Origin of the sequence: Bacteroides salyersiae (assembly GCF_031172035.1) — a bacterium.
Taxonomy (GTDB): Bacteria; Bacteroidota; Bacteroidia; order Bacteroidales; family Bacteroidaceae; genus Bacteroides; species Bacteroides salyersiae.
In genome coordinates this window covers 4069750-4085318 of record NZ_CP133452.1, presented here as the reverse complement: position 1 = coordinate 4085318, position 15569 = coordinate 4069750, and the positions used below count along the sequence as shown (strand labels likewise).

Sequence of the window (15569 nt, the reverse complement as noted above, 5' to 3'; positions counted from 1 at the left end):
TCCTGACTCGTTGCTAATTATTTCTTTCCACTGTTTTTAGCTTCAATGCTCAGTGTAGCATGAGGCACAGCGCGGAGACGTTCTGCCGGAATTAGTTTACCCGTTTCACGGCAAATGCCATAGGTTTTGTTTTCAATACGGACAAGTGCTGCCTGTAAACCTTGGATAAACTTCAACTGACGTTGTGCCAAACGAGTTGTTTCTTCTTTTGATAATGTATTGGCTCCTTCTTCCAATACTTTATATGTGGGCGATGTATCGTCTGTATCGTTGCCATCAAGGCCCATAAGACTCATTTTCAACTGGTCATAGTCACGTTGCGCCAACTCCAGTTTCTCCATAATAATGGCACGGAATTCTTCAAGTTCCGCATCTGAATATCTTGTCTTTTCTGCCATAATCTTGTTTTTTTAAAGTTATTAGTATTAGAGTTATTCTTTCACTACATTGACAAGCAAAGAGAAGTCGTCGAAATTCAACTCCGTACCCTCTTTTACTTCGTCTGCCAAATCAAGGGATGTTCCCAAAACTTGGTTACAAATATAGTCTTTATATTCGTTTACTGCATCATCCGTTTGCAGATTTTTAGATATTGTTATTCTTATCTTATCGGTTATCTCAAAACCGTTTGACTTACGAATATTCTGTATACGGTTCACCAGTTCACGGGCAATGCCCTCACGACGAAGTTCTTCGGTTACGGTAACTTCCAAGGCAACAGTCAGTTTTCCTTCATTGGCAACCAACCATCCCGGAATGTCTTCACTGAAGATTTCTACATCCGACGCTTCGATGATGGCTTCCGCTCCATCCAGATTCAGCGTATATTTGCCGTTCTTTTCCAGTTCGGCGATGGCTTCCTGTGACATTTCCGCTACGGCTGCTGCTACGGCTTTCATCTGTTTTCCAAACTTAGGGCCGAGTTTTTTGAAGTCACATTTCACTTTCTTTATCAGTACACCGGCAGCACCGTCTACGAATTTGACATCTTTTACGTTTACTTCGTTCATGATCAATGCTTTCACGGCTTCTATGTGAGCTTTTTGTTCTTCATCTACTACCGGAATCATGATACATTGTAACGGTTGGCGTACTTTGATATTCACTTTCCGACGTAGTGCCAATACCATGGAAGTTACGTCTTGTGCCATTTGCATACGGGCTTCCAACGCCTTGTCTATCATTTCCTCTTTGTATTCGGGGAATTTGGCAAGATGAATGGAAACAACCGTGTCGCGCCCGGTTGCAGAGATCAGATCGCCATACAAACGGTCGGCATAGAACGGTGCGATAGGCGCCATCAGTTTGGCGACGGTTTCCAGACAGGTATATAATGTCTGATAAGCCGACAGCTTGTCTTGCGTAAACTCGCCGCCCCAGAAACGTTTGCGGTTCAGGCGGACATACCAGTTAGACAAATTGTCGTTTACAAAGTCGGAAATCAGGCGTCCTGCTTTTGTTGGCTCATATTCGTTGTAGCAAGTATCCACTTCTTTGATCAGCGTATTCAATACCGAAAGAATCCAACGGTCGATTTCCGGACGTGACTCCATCGGAACGTCTGCTTCTTTATATTCGAATCCGTCTACATTGGCATACAATGCAAAGAATGAATACGTGTTATACAATGTACCGAAGAACTTACGGCGCACCTCTTCAATGCCATCCATATCGAACTTCAGATTATCCCATGGAGAAGAATTCGTAATCATATACCAACGCAATGGGTCGGAACCGTATTTCTCGATCGTAGAGAACGGATCGACGGCATTGCCCAAACGTTTGGACATTTTATTACCGTTCTTATCCAATACCAGACCGTTGGAAATAACAGCCTTATAAGATACACTGTCGAATACCATTGTCGCAATGGCGTGCAGAGTGAAGAACCACCCGCGTGTCTGATCCACTCCTTCCGCAATGAAATCGGCAGGATATACCTGATGGCTGTCCAGCAATTCTTTGTTTTCGAACGGATAATGAATTTGTGCATACGGCATTGCACCGGAGTCAAACCATACATCGATAAGGTCCGTCTCGCGTTTCATCGGCTTTCCGTCTTTTGACACGAGGATGATGTCGTCTACATAAGGACGGTGCAGGTCGATCTTATCGTAATTTTCATCTGTATAAAGCCCAGGTATGAATCCTTTGTCTTTATAAGGGTTCGATTTCATGAATCCGGCAGCTACCGACTTTTCTATTTCGTTATATAATTCTTCAACAGATTCGATACATATTTCATCACTGTTGTCTTCTGTACGCCAGATCGGAAGTGGAGTCCCCCAATAACGGGAACGACTCAAATTCCAGTCATTCAGATTCTCCAGCCATTTGCCAAAACGTCCGGTACCGGTTGATTCGGGTTTCCAGTTGATCGTTTTGTTCAGTTCTATCATACGCTCTTTGCAAGCGGTAGAACGAATAAACCAGCTATCCAACGGATAGTAAAGTACCGGTTTGTCTGTACGCCAGCAATGCGGATAATTGTGTACATGCTTCTCAATCTTAAATGCCAGATTATTGGCTTTCATCATCATACAGATACTTATATCCAGAGTTTCGTCCTGATCAGTCAGATTCGGATCGTATGCGTTCTTCACGAAGCGTCCTGCATATTCTTTGTATAATTCTACGTTAACACGCTCTTTTACAAATGTTTCATCTATCTCATCTAAAGTATAGAATTTACCGGTAAGGTCCACCATCGGACGGAGTTCACCTTTCTTATTGATCAACTGCAAGGGAGGAACTCCGGCAGCTTTGGCTACTTGAGCATCGTCTGCACCGAATGTCGGGGCGATATGTACGATACCTGTACCGTCTTCAGTCGTTACGTAATCACCCGAGATGACACGGAATGCACCTTCACCCGGATTCACCCATGGGATAAGTTGTTCATATTCCATTCCTACGAGGTCGGGTCCTTTGTATTCGGCAATCACTTTGAATGGAACCAGTTTGTCTCCCTGCTTATAATCTTCCAGTTTCAGATCAGCAGCTTTGGGATTGAAATGGGTATTCAGTAACGCCTTTGCCAATACTACTGTGATGGGTTGCCCTGTATAGGCGTTGTAAGATTGTACGGCTACATAATCGATTTTCGGACCTACACACAATGCTGTGTTTGATGGTAAAGTCCATGGAGTGGTAGTCCACGCGAGGAAGTATGGAGTTCCCCATTCGGTCATTTCCGGCTTCGGGTTTTTCATTTTGAATTGTGCCACGACGGTCGTATCTTTTACATCGCGATAGCAACCCGGTTGGTTCAGCTCGTGCGAACTCAAGCCTGTTCCGGCAGCCGGAGAATAAGGTTGGATAGTATATCCTTTATATAGGAATCCTTTCTTATGCATTTGTTTCAGTAGCCACCACAATGTTTCGATGTAGCGATTATCGTATGTGATATACGGGTGTTTCATATCCACCCAATACCCCATTTGGTGAGTAAGGTCCTCCCACTCTTTCGTGAATTTCATCACGTCCTTGCGGCAGGCAGCATTGTATTCCGCTACAGAAATCTTTTTGCCGATATCCTCTTTGGTGATACCCATTGCTTTTTCCACACCTAACTCTACAGGCAGTCCGTGTGTATCCCATCCGGCTTTACGCTTTACCTGATAGCCTTTCATCGTTTTGTAGCGGCAGAAAATATCTTTTATAGAGCGAGCCATCACGTGGTGAATGCCCGGCATACCATTAGCTGATGGAGGACCTTCGTAGAAAACAAACGAAGGGCAGCCTTCACGTTCTGTCATACTCTTGGCGAAAACCTGGTTTTCGTCCCATTTTTTCAATACGTCCTTGTTTACCTGTGAAAGGTCGAACTGTGAATACTCGGCGAACTTCTTGCTCATGACTATATCTCGATTTTTACTATTTACAATTAAGACTGGAGGTACCCTCCTTATTTTAAGGGTGCAAATGTACAAAAACATTCGTTTTCATACAAGAAAAGGCTTTTTAATTTCAATCGGTAGAAAGGTGTCTCTTGTGAAAAGACCCAAAAAGGAAGAATAATTCAAAAACAAATAACGTTAAACCTTGTTTTACAGGGAAATTTAAAAACTATATAAGGATATGAATTATGGTATAAGTGTACTATTCAGAGCCATTCCGTTGATAATGGCTCTGTTCTGTTTCGGATACGGAACATTTATTTATGTATTGGGAGACGACCCTAACCGCTTGGTGGCAGGTCCTGTTGTATTCTCATTAGGTATGATTTGTATTGCACTTTTTGCAACGGCGGCCACTATCATACGCCAGATTATTCATACGTATGGACGAAACTCCAAATATGCTTTGCCAATTATCGGTTATCTGGCTGCTGTGGTTACCATTATTTCCGGTATAGTTATTTTTTCTTCGGCAAATAATCCTTCTTCTTTCGTTGCCGGACATGTGGTGGCCGGAGTGGGATTAATCACTGTTTGTGTGGCAACTGCCGCTACTTCTTCTACCCGCTTTTCTTTAATTCCTGCCAACGCGAAAGATACCGGACATGATGTTCCGCAAAATGCATTTACTGCCGGACAAGAGCGGGTATTGAAAGGCATAGCGGTTATCGCGTCTGCTGCTGCTTGGATATGGGCATTTGTTTTATTGGGACAAAGTGAAATGCATGTTGCTTATTTTGTTGCCGGGCATGTAATGATAGGACTGGCGTGCATTTGTACCAGTCTTATTGCGTTGGTTGCCACCATTGCCCGCCAAGTACGAAATGTATATTCGGCAACGGAACGTAACAGATGGCCCAAACTGGTATTATTGATGGGGACGGTTTCCCTTGTTTGGGGAGTATTCGTTGTTTTTGCGGATTCCAGTTCAACGAATGGAGTTATCGGTTTCATTATGGTCGGCTTAGGCTTAGTCTGTTATAGTATTTCAAGTAAGGTCATTCTGCTGGCAAAAATATGGAGACATGAATTCAAGTTATCCAATCGTATTCCTATCATTCCCATACTGACTGCATTAACCTGTTTGTTCTTAGCCGCTTTTGCATTTGAACTCGGTACAATTCATGAAGACTATTTTATACCTGCGCGTGTGTTAACCGGTTTGGGAGCCATCTGTTTCACTCTGTTTTCAATAGTCAGTATCCTGGAGAGCGGAACATCGTCTAAATAATGTTGTAGTACAAAAGAAAGGTACGGATGATCGCAAACAACTGAATTGTATTTGCGATCATCCGTGCTGTTACAAACATTTATTTTATTTTTATTGTTTCTACAGGTTGTTGTTTTACGATGTCCATTGGCTTTGCCTGATAATGGACTTTGGTAAAATCGATTGTATTGAGATCGATACTACGGATTGCGCTATTATACATTGTGCGAAAATAGATTATCCGGTTTGTCATATCTGTGGCTGAAGTCCATTGCGTTGCGCTGGGTATGTCACAGGGAACTTCTCCCGGTTTAAACTCTATTCCTATGGGAATGTCGAAATTATTCAGAATTTGAAAACACTGGAGAACTGTTTTCAGAGGAGTGTCTTGTTGTGGAGCCGAAGTTTGATAGAAAGCGGCACGCACAAAACGTGACGGAGGAGTAACATCACCGGGAATACCTAAAAAGCCGCTTCCTGCACCAAAAGAGGATAATTCAATGTTTCCTAAATGTTGTGCGGGAGCTGTACCCGGGAACAGGTTGACATAATTATTAAGATTGGTAAGTTGCCATTCGAAACCGGGAGAGTTTGTAAGTACACCTAACTTGTTCTCGTAAAACTCGGGAACTCCGTTAATGATTTCAAGTACTAATTGATGGCCTGAAGTATCGGTAAATCGCCAATGAACGGTTGATGCACGTGGGTCGATGTTGATAATGCGAACCTTTTTAACGGCTTCTTTTACTTCATCCACCGTCTTGCATTTTCCCAATATCCAGGAAACGAGTTGCAGGTCGGATATGCTTTTCTCTTTTTCTGTAAAATCGTAATCCTGATATTTGCCATAATTGGGAAAATAAAATAATCCGGCAGAAAGCCCCACTTCATTTAGTCCTTCGGCAACAAAATCTTTTTGTTCGACAGCAAATCCTACGTATCCATAGCGGGATGTGAAAGTCATACCATTCATTCCGTCGGGAGTATATGACTGCTCGGTATGTCCTCGGGGTACGATGACGTACTGGCTGTTCAGATTACTTCCGCCCCATTCGATGGTACGGGCTACAATGGTGGTTTCCCCTTTACTTTTTAGAGTTATGCCTGTACAGGCCTTTGTTGGAAGAGAATAAATGAATTGGCCGGCAATGGCCACTAATACAACTGATAGCTTTGTTTTCATGTTTACCTTTTTTTAAATAAACAAATGGGAAAAATATATGTTCGGTTGGATTTATAACTTTTAGTGGAAGACTGGAAAGGGAAAATTAAAGCAGATTCTAAAAAACAGCGAGGGGATGTATTTTCACAAATACATCCCCTCGGCAATTAATTTTATATAAATGGATTAGTTGCGAGGCAAAGCTTCTTTTACTACCATTGCGCGGCCTTCATATTCGGCACCATTCAGTTCTGAAATAACGTTCTTAGCTTCAGCATCGTTCGGCATTTCAACAAATGCGAATCCTTTAGATTTACGAGTGTCGCGGTCGATAATCAGTTTTACTGAATCTACTGTTCCATACTCTTCCATTACTTGTCTCAGATCAGCTTCCTTAACACGATAGCTAAGGTTTCCAATGTACATGTTCATAAAATACAAAAAATAAAAATTGATAAATAAAATTAGAAACAAGAGAAGTTTGAAATTAGATCTGAAATTCGACTGATTAGGTAGAAAGAAAGAGTAAAATAAAACAATCCTTTGTTTTCGGTTACAAATAACGTTATAATATTTGGATTCTCAACTATAAAAGAGCATTTATTTTTCAATAAACGCCCTTTTTCTTACAATTTCTTTTTTATTGGTCAATGCTTGCTTAAATAATCGGCTACTCCGTCTTCGGTGGCTTTCATGGCATCTTTACCTTTTGACCAGTTGGCCGGGCAAACTTCACCATATTCTTCGAAGTGCTGTAAAGCGTCTACCATACGTAAAACTTCATCCACATTACGTCCTAACGGGAGGTCGTTGATGACGCAATGACGTATGACACCTTCTTTGTCGATGAGAAATAATCCACGGAAGGCAACCGGAGCTCCGTCGCATATCCAATTACCGTTTTCATCGGGAGCATAGCTTCCTGCCAATACTCCGTAGCTTTCGGAAATCGATTTGGAGAAATCAGATACGATAGGATATTTCACACCTTGAATGCCACCTTCATTTTTGGGCATTTGCAACCATGAGAAGTGCGAATATTCAGAGTCTACCGAGCAACCGACCAAAGCTACATTACGTTTTTCAAATTCAGCAAGTTTCTCTTGAAAGGCATGCAATTCTGTAGGACATACGAAAGTAAAGTCCATCGGATAAAAGAAAAATACTACATATTTTTTTCCTTTATACCGGTCCAATGAGAAATTCTGAACGATTTCATGCCCATTGATTACAGCCGTGGCATTAAATTTCGGCGCTTGTTTTCCAATTAATGATCTCATAATGATCTATTTTTAGATGTTATTTAATGATTTGTATTGAAAAACAAAGCATCGTCAATCTTTGTTCGTCGGTCAAAGATTAACGATGCATAATATTTTCGTAATAGCTGTTATTTCTTGAACCGCACTTCGTACAAATCACTTCTCCGATCTTTCAAATTGCGTACACTGCCGTATGTATGCAATTCATTCAGTAAGTCGAGATCTACATCCGATACAAGAATCATTTCGGTGTTGGGAGTTGCTTCGGCCCTTTTGCCATCTGTCGGGAAAGCAAAGTCGCAAGGAGTGAAGACTCCTGATTGTGCATATTGGATATCCATGTTGTGAACCCTCGGCAGATTGCCCACACTACCGGCAATAACCACGAAGCATTCGTTTTCTATGGCACGGGCCTGTGCACAAACCCGGACGCGTGAATAGGCATTCTGTGTATCGGTAAGGAAAGGGACGAATAATATTTGCATTCCTTGATCTGCCATCAAGCGGGATAACTCCGGAAATTCAACATCATAACAGATTAATACGCCTATTTTAGCGCAATCCGTATCGAATGTCTGCAATATTTTGCCACCACTCAATCCCCAACTTTTCATTTCATCGGGAGTTACATGCAACTTTTCATACATCTCGTAGCTACCATCGCGGCGGCAGAGATATCCTACATTATAGAGTAAGCCGTCTTCTTTGATTATCGGCATACTACCGGTGATGATGTTAATGTTGTAACTGATTGCCAGTTTGATAAACCGTTCTCGTATTTCTTGAGTATATTCAGCCAATCCACGGATGGCTTGTGATTCTCCTTTGTCATTAAATCTTGCCATTAACGGTGCATTAAAATACTCCGGAAACAATACAAAGTCACTTTTGTAGTCGGATACGGAATCTACAAAAAATTCCACTTGCTCGAATAGGTCGTCCAAACTGTTGTAACTACGCATCTGCCATTGTACAAGCCCGACGCGAACGGTTGTTTTAGGTGATATATACTCTTGTGTAGGAGCTTGATAATAGATATTATCCCATTGTAGAAGGCAGGCAAAGTGTTTGGATTCCTCATCGTTTGGCAGGTAATTTTTCATGACTTTTCGTACGTGGAAGTCATTGGATAACTGAAATGTAAGTACAGGATCGTATATTTCTTTTTGCCGCACCTTATCAATGTATTCTTTCGGCCGTATTTTGTCGGCATATTTGTGATAGTTCGGAATACGTCCGCCGAACATGATGGCCTTCAGATTCAGTGTTTCGCATAGTTCCTTGCGGTATTCGTACATACGGCGTGCCAGTCGCAGTCCCCGGTAATCGGGGTGGATAAACACTTCAATGCCATAAAGGATATTACCATCGGGATTGTGCGTGTCGAAAGTTTCCTTTCCGGTCACTTGTGCATAGGTATGGTCGTTTTTCACTTTATCATAGTCAAGGATGATCGAAAGTGCACAGCCCACTATTTTTTCGTCAACCACTGTCACAATCTGGCCTTCCGGGAAAATTTTGATAAGTTTTTCAATTTGTTTATGTGTCCAGAATACATCACTTCCGTCAGAATATACACGTTTGAATGACTGGGAGAGTTGGGTATAATCTTCTATTTGCAGATTTCGAATTTGTACTTTATTAATTTTAAGAGACTCCATAATAATAAGATTATTTTAAAAAGATGTTGCAAAGGTAAAGTTTATCTATATAAGTTGTTTTAAAAGGATAGGGCTTTTAATTTTTTATGTTGTGTTTGCATATTGTTTATAAACGAAGCAGTCGCCTATCACTGTCAAAAAATACTTTGAACAGAGATAAGCGACCGTTTCATTTATATATTCCTATTTTAGCCGGCCTATGACGGCGTAAAGGATCTTTATTTCCTTTTTTTCCAGAGTTTACTCATGTCTTCCAGTGTTTTACCTTTCGTTTCCGGTACCCAACGCCATACAAAGATGGCAGCAATTACACAGATAACTCCGTAAAGGCTGTATGCGAACATCGGACTGAAATCGTAGAGCGCAGGGAAAGTAGAAGATATAATGTAATTGAATATCCACTGGAATGCTACGGCAATGGCAACCGCTTTGCCGCGAATCGTATTAGGGAATATTTCTGCAATAAGTACCCAGCAGATTGGTCCCCATGACATCATAAAGAATGCAGCATAAACAATTACCGACAATACGGGGAAGATGCCTTTAATGGCCATGCTGTCGCACAAAGCTACTGCAAAGGCACCGAAAGCCATACCGATAGAACCGACGATTAATAACGGTTTACGTCCGAATTTGTCCACTGTAAAGATGGCAACCAATGTAAAGACGATATTTACTATACCCATGATCACTGTCTGCATCATACCACCACCCTCAGCACCGGCATTTTCAAAGATACGCGGAGCATAATAAAGTACGGCATTGATACCAATAGCCTGCTGGAACACAGAGAGTAAGATACCGATTACAATAACCGCCACACCGTAAGTAAACAGTTTCTCTGTTTTTTCCTGGGAAGTAGCTTTGATTTCTGCCAGAATCTCTTTTGCTTTTGTTGCACCGTTTACTTTCTCTAATATAGAGTAGGCTTTTTGATCCTGATCGATCATCACCAGATAGCGGGGAGTCTTAGGAACAAAGAACAGCAGTAAACCGAACATGGCAGCTGGGAAAGCTTCGGAACCGAACATATAGCGCCAACCTTCATATACCGACCACATATCTGATGCGCCATTGACGGAGAGAACACCCGTGACGGCATCTTTGTCGATAATCGGATTCTGATGACCGCCCAAAATCATGTAGTTCACAAAATATACCACCAACATACCGAAGATAATGGCAAACTGGTTGCACGAAACCAACGTTCCGCGAATGTTGGAGGGTGCAATTTCTGCAATATACATCGGACAAACAGCCGAAGCAAGCCCTACTCCGATACCCCCGAGCACACGATACAGATTGAATGCAATGAGCAGATTCATATCGGCTTTTCCATATTCGAAAAACAGGAATTCCGGATAATAAGAACCTAATGCGGAAAGAAAGAAAAGTACGGCAGCCAGTCGCAATGAATTGCGACGTCCCAAACGGGAAGCAAAGATGCCGGAAAGCGCGCCACCAAGAACGCAGCCTATCAGAGCACTTGAAGAAGTGATGCCGTGCATAACCTTGTCATACTGGAAATCGGTTGCCGTGAGGAAGAAGGCTTCGAGCCCTTTCTCTGCACCGGAGATTACTGCGGTGTCGTAACCGAACAGCAATCCACCCAGAATGGCTACTGATGTTATGGAATATAGGTAGAGTTTACTACCGTTGTCTGTATTTGTCATGATAATAAGATTATAATTTTAGTAGTCAAGTAGTAAGTAGTTAAGTAGTAAGTAGTCAAGTAGTTAAGTAGTAAGTAGATAAATGATCAAAGTAATCAAAAGAATAAAACGAAAATTTTACAGTTACAAATCTATCCTACTTAACTACTTACTACTTGACTACTTAACTACTAAAATCACTCACTACTAAAATCACTAACAATACATATTTACAATTGCTTCATACAATTCTTGTTTGCCACTGGTCTGTTTCGGTTCGCCGTTTGCTTTTGCATAAGCAACCAAGTCTTCTAAAGACAATTTGCCTTCTTCGAAATCCTTACCTTTACCGCCATCGAATGAAGCGTAGCGGTCGGCCAGCATCTTTTTGTATGGAGATTCGTTCAGCAGATTGGCTGCACTTTCAAGAGCACGGGCCATTGCATCCATACCAGCGATGTGGGCAATGAAGATGTCTTCCAGATCGGTAGAGTTGCGGCGGGTTTTGGCATCGAAGTTTGTACCGCCGTTACCCAATCCGTCGTTGCGGATAATCTGCATCATAGCCTGTGTCAGTTCATAGTTGTCGATGGGGAACTGGTCTGTATCCCAGCCATTCTGATAGTCACCACGATTGGCGTCGATAGAGCCCAGCATGCCGTTGTCTACAGCTACAGCTAATTCATGTTCGAAAGTATGGCCTGCCAATGTGGCGTGGTTTACTTCGATGTTCACTTTGAAATCTTTGTCCAGTCCGTGAGCTTTCAGGAAGCCGATAACGGTTTCTGTATCTGCATCATACTGGTGTTTGGTCGGTTCCATCGGTTTCGGTTCGATAAGGAATGTACCTTTGAAGCCACGGGCACGAGCATAATCGCGGGCGATAGTCAGCATTTGTGCCAAGTGTTCTTTTTCGCGTTTCTGATCTGTATTCAGCAATGACATATATCCTTCGCGTCCTCCCCAGAACACGTAGTTAGAACCACCTAATTCGATGGTTGCGTCGATTGCATTTTTTATTTGAACAGCAGCGCGTGCCACTACATCGAAATCAGGATTGGTTGCAGCACCGTTCATATAACGTGCATGACCGAATACGTTGGCTGTACCCCACAACAGTTTGATTCCTGTTTCTGCCTGTTTTTGTTTAGCGTAAGCAACGATTTCTTTCAGATTGGCTTCGTATTCTTCAATCGTATCGGCTTCTGTCACCAAGTCTACATCGTGGAAGCAGTAATATTCGATACCCATTTTCTGCATGAATTCGAAACCGGCATCCATTTTGTTTTTTGCAGCCTGCACGGGGTTGTTGTCGCCATTCCAAGGGAATTGTTTAGTACCGCCTCCAAACTGGTCGCCGCCTTCTGCACAGAGAGTGTGCCACCATGCCATAGCGAACTTCAGCCAGTCTTTCATCTTTTTACCATTGATCACCTTCTCAGCATCGTAGTAACGGAATGCCATCGGGTTCTTACTATCTTTACCTTCAAATTTAATCTTTCCTATTCCGGGAAAATACTCTTTTGTTGCCATAATTTAAATAATTGATTTATGTGGTGAGCTTGCTCTGACAAGTAACTCACACACGGGGTTTATACTTTGTTTCTTTAGATTATTTGTTCATTGATTGTTCAAGGCAGAATTTCCAACGTTCATAGGCGTCGGCATATTCCTGTTGTCTGGCGGTATCCGGTTCGATGACTTCCAGTTTCTCCAAAGTGGCAAATGCTTCATTGTTGTCTTTGTAGATACCTGCTCCGATACCTGCTCCTTTGGCAGCACCGACAGAACCGTCTGTGTCGTACAACTCGATAGTAGCTCCTGTCACTCCTGCCAGTGTGGTGCGGAAGATAGGGCTTAAAAACATGTTTGCTTGTCCGGCATGAATCTTTTGTACGGGGATTCCCATTTTTTCCATGATGTCGATGCCGTATTTAAAGGAGAATACGATTCCTTCTTGTGCCGCACGAATGATATGGTGTTTGCCGTGGGTATTAAAATCCAATCCGCGGATGCTACAACCGATTTCTTTATTGCACAACATACGTTCCGCGCCGTTACCAAAGGGCAGAATGCTAAGTCCGGCACTTCCGACGGGCGCTGTTGCTGCGAGCACGTTCATGTCATTGTAAGAGATACCTTCGGGGGCGACATTGCGTTTTACCCATGAATTCAGAATGCCGGTTCCGTTGATGCAGAGCAGTACTCCCAGGCGGGTTTGTTCGGTGCTATGGTTGACATGAGCAAAGGTATTGACGCGTGATTGCGGGTCATAGTTCACTTCACCGTTTACACCATATACTACTCCCGAAGTTCCGGCGGTCGATGCGATTTCTCCCGGATTGAACACATTCAGTGAGAGTGCATTGTTGGGTTGGTCACCTGCGCGGTAAGTGATAGGTGTACCTTCCTTCAATCCTAATTCTTTTGCCGCAGCGGCATTTACGCGTCCTTGCTCTGCGAAAGTCGGTTTGATGTCGGCAATCAGTGATTCATCGAAACCATAATATTTCATTAGAAAATCAGCAATCCGGTTGTTTTTGAAATCCCAGAATATGCCTTCCGAAAGCCCTTCTACGGTCGTGCAGATGTCTCCGCTCAGTTTCATGGCGATGTAATCGCCCGGAAGCATAATCTTGTATATCTGTTCGTAGATGGCCGGTTCGTTTTCTTTGATCCATGCTAATTTGGAGGCAGTGAAATTGCCCGGAGAGTTCAACAGGTGCGAAAGACATTGCTCCTCTCCTATGGTTTCGAATGCTTTTTGTCCGTAGGGAACGGCACGTGAGTCACACCAGATAATAGCCGGACGAAGCACTTTTTGATTCTTGTTTACGCATACCAATCCGTGCATCTGATAAGAGATACCGATTGCTTTGATCTCGGCAGCATCCACTCCCGATTCCGTCATAATAGCTTGGGTGGATAACTTGAGGTTCTCCCACCAATTTTCCGGTTCTTGTTCGGCCCAGCCCGGATGAACAGCAATAATATTTGCTTCGGTTTTCGGGAAGAATGCCGACGATACGCATTTGCCCGTTTCTGCATTTACCAGACTCGCTTTTACAGACGAGCTACCTATGTCATAACCTAATAGATACATGATGTTGATTTATGAATTATAATTTATGAACATGAAAAGAGGAATATGATTTATACAATCCTTTTCATCTTCTTGTTTTATTATATATTTTCTTATCGAATTTGTAATAGCGTGCTGCCCGGTGAGCTACTCCCTGTTGTTTTTCTTCCAAGGGGACGACGTATTCCATCATTGCTATTTTTTTGTGGAAGTTGCGTACGTCTACCGGTTTGTCGTATACCAGTTCAAATAATATACGCAGTTGGGATGCTGTAAATTTGCGTGGCAACAGGTCGAAGAGCATGGAGGGATTAAATTCCACAAACTGCCGGATGTAAGTCAGGGCCTCTTTGATAATCAGGTTATGATCGAAAGCAAGAACCTTTATATCTTTTAAAGCAACCCAACATGCCTGATGTTCGTCAAGGCTTTTATCCAGTGCCCGGTCTATTTTCACCATCGACAGGTAAGCGATGGTAACAATACGCTCCACTCTCGACTGCATGGCTCTTTCCAGCCAATGTACATCTTTCGGGTTACTGGTTCTGTTTTTGGAGCCGAAAGCTTTGAATTGCATCAGATTTACGTTCTTAAGCCCTGTCAACTCGCACAACACACGTTGGGCGGCTTCATCCAGATCTTCATCCATGTAGATCAGACTTCCGGGAAGTTTCATGTCATGATATACTTCGCCGTCTTCCTCTCCTATTCGTTTTACTAACAGTACTTTTAGCTGTTCTCCGTCAAAACCGATCACTACACAGTCTACTGATATGTGATTGTTTGCCAATGGGGGTTGCTTCTGTATGTTCTGCATAATACTTTAATTTTGAACGGTGCAAATATAGAAGCGTTTTTTGTATCTGCAAATAAAAAATAATATGTTCTAAAGCATTGTTTTTCATAGATATACATATCTTCTATTTTACAGTAACTGCAATTCGTCTTATCGTATGCTTTACAATATGTATTTCACGCTTTTGTAAGGGGTACTAATTGTATAAAGTACGAAAACTACGGGAGGCTTTATTATCAATTGGTTTCGTCGATTTATTTCTGTATTTGGCGGGAAGTACTTATTGTACTTTATATGATATATCATTTTGTATTTATAGCGGTACTGGAGAAGCGTTGTGTGAAGATTGTTAAAAAAACAAAAGAACCAAAATGGCTGTTGTTTCTTATTGTTTTAAAGTGAAGACGGGTAAACAGAGACTTTTCCGAAACCGATATGATTTCGGAAAAAATCAGAATTGAAATGATAATTTCTTTATGGTCTGGGATTATCTATTTTATCAAATAGTTCATGCAGACACATTGAATGGATGACGGCTTTCTCTGTCATTTGACGACATTCCATTTTTGATATCTTCATGCGGAGATTTCGAATGGTCTCATCTTGCCTTTCGATATGCATCCACATGGCAGCGATGATAAATAATAATACAATGTATAATAAGATAGCTATTATGCCTATTGTACGAAGTTCATCGGAAGAATAAAAATGGTGTCTCATATATTCATTATATTTAAATGATTATGATCGGGGACACAAAAAAACGCACCCAATCCAATATAGACTACTTGAGGTGCTGCAAACAACCTGGATATCCTAATACTGAACGAGTGCGCATATCGTAG

Annotated in this window: 12 protein-coding genes; 1 reads left to right on the top strand and 11 read right to left on the bottom strand. The window is 42.1% G+C overall.

Annotated features, from left to right (window positions below; translation table 11 throughout):
- Positions 1-17 precede the first annotated feature (17 nt).
- Both RB604_RS15335 and ileS read right to left on the bottom strand, forming a co-directional pair.
- Positions 18-398, bottom strand: coding sequence for a TraR/DksA family transcriptional regulator (locus RB604_RS15335; RefSeq protein WP_005931903.1), 381 nt, complete (start codon positions 396-398; stop codon positions 18-20).
- A 33-nt stretch (positions 399-431) separates the two neighbouring features.
- Positions 432-3857 (bottom strand): isoleucine--tRNA ligase, encoded by a 3426-nt coding sequence (gene ileS, locus RB604_RS15330; protein ID WP_055294495.1) that lies wholly within the window; start codon positions 3855-3857, stop codon positions 432-434.
- 223 nt (positions 3858-4080) lie between these two features.
- On the opposite strand from ileS, the gene RB604_RS15325 reads away from it, so the two are divergent.
- Positions 4081-5130 (top strand): DUF2776 domain-containing protein, encoded by a 1050-nt coding sequence (locus RB604_RS15325; RefSeq protein WP_055294497.1) that lies wholly within the window; start codon positions 4081-4083, stop codon positions 5128-5130.
- 79 nt (positions 5131-5209) lie between these two features.
- Here RB604_RS15325 and RB604_RS15320 read toward each other — a convergent pair whose 3' ends face one another.
- The 9 genes from RB604_RS15320 to RB604_RS15280 all read right to left on the bottom strand — a co-directional run bounded on the left by RB604_RS15320 (position 5210) and on the right by RB604_RS15280 (position 15444).
- Positions 5210-6292 carry a linear amide C-N hydrolase gene (locus RB604_RS15320; RefSeq protein ID WP_055294499.1) on the bottom strand — a complete coding sequence of 361 codons (1083 nt, stop codon included), beginning with the start codon at positions 6290-6292 and terminating at the stop codon, positions 5210-5212.
- A gap of 165 nt (positions 6293-6457) precedes the next feature.
- On the bottom strand, positions 6458-6703 hold the full coding sequence (gene rbp / locus RB604_RS15315) for an RNA-binding regulator (RefSeq protein ID WP_005931915.1): 246 nt from the start codon (positions 6701-6703) through the stop codon (positions 6458-6460).
- A 215-nt stretch (positions 6704-6918) separates the two neighbouring features.
- Positions 6919-7551, bottom strand: coding sequence for a peroxiredoxin (locus RB604_RS15310; protein ID WP_005931918.1), 633 nt, complete (start codon positions 7549-7551; stop codon positions 6919-6921).
- Positions 7552-7661: 110 nt separating this feature from the next.
- Positions 7662-9194: a carbon-nitrogen hydrolase family protein gene (locus RB604_RS15305; protein WP_005931921.1), complete on the bottom strand. Its 1533-nt coding sequence runs from the start codon at positions 9192-9194 to the stop codon at positions 7662-7664.
- A gap of 218 nt (positions 9195-9412) precedes the next feature.
- On the bottom strand, positions 9413-10867 hold the full coding sequence (gene xylE / locus RB604_RS15300) for a D-xylose transporter XylE (RefSeq protein WP_007480966.1): 1455 nt from the start codon (positions 10865-10867) through the stop codon (positions 9413-9415).
- Positions 10868-11062: 195 nt separating this feature from the next.
- Positions 11063-12379 carry a xylose isomerase gene (gene xylA, locus RB604_RS15295; RefSeq protein ID WP_005931926.1) on the bottom strand — a complete coding sequence of 439 codons (1317 nt, stop codon included), beginning with the start codon at positions 12377-12379 and terminating at the stop codon, positions 11063-11065.
- 79 nt (positions 12380-12458) lie between these two features.
- Complete coding sequence (locus tag RB604_RS15290) at positions 12459-13949, bottom strand: xylulokinase (RefSeq protein ID WP_021936081.1); 1491 nt, start codon at positions 13947-13949, stop codon at positions 12459-12461.
- 64 nt (positions 13950-14013) lie between these two features.
- A complete protein-coding gene (locus tag RB604_RS15285) occupies positions 14014-14745 on the bottom strand; it encodes an NUDIX hydrolase (protein ID WP_005931931.1) in 732 nt (243 codons plus the stop codon).
- 453 nt (positions 14746-15198) lie between these two features.
- Positions 15199-15444 (bottom strand): hypothetical protein, encoded by a 246-nt coding sequence (locus RB604_RS15280; RefSeq protein WP_005931932.1) that lies wholly within the window; start codon positions 15442-15444, stop codon positions 15199-15201.
- Between the last annotated feature and the right edge of the window lie 125 nt (positions 15445-15569).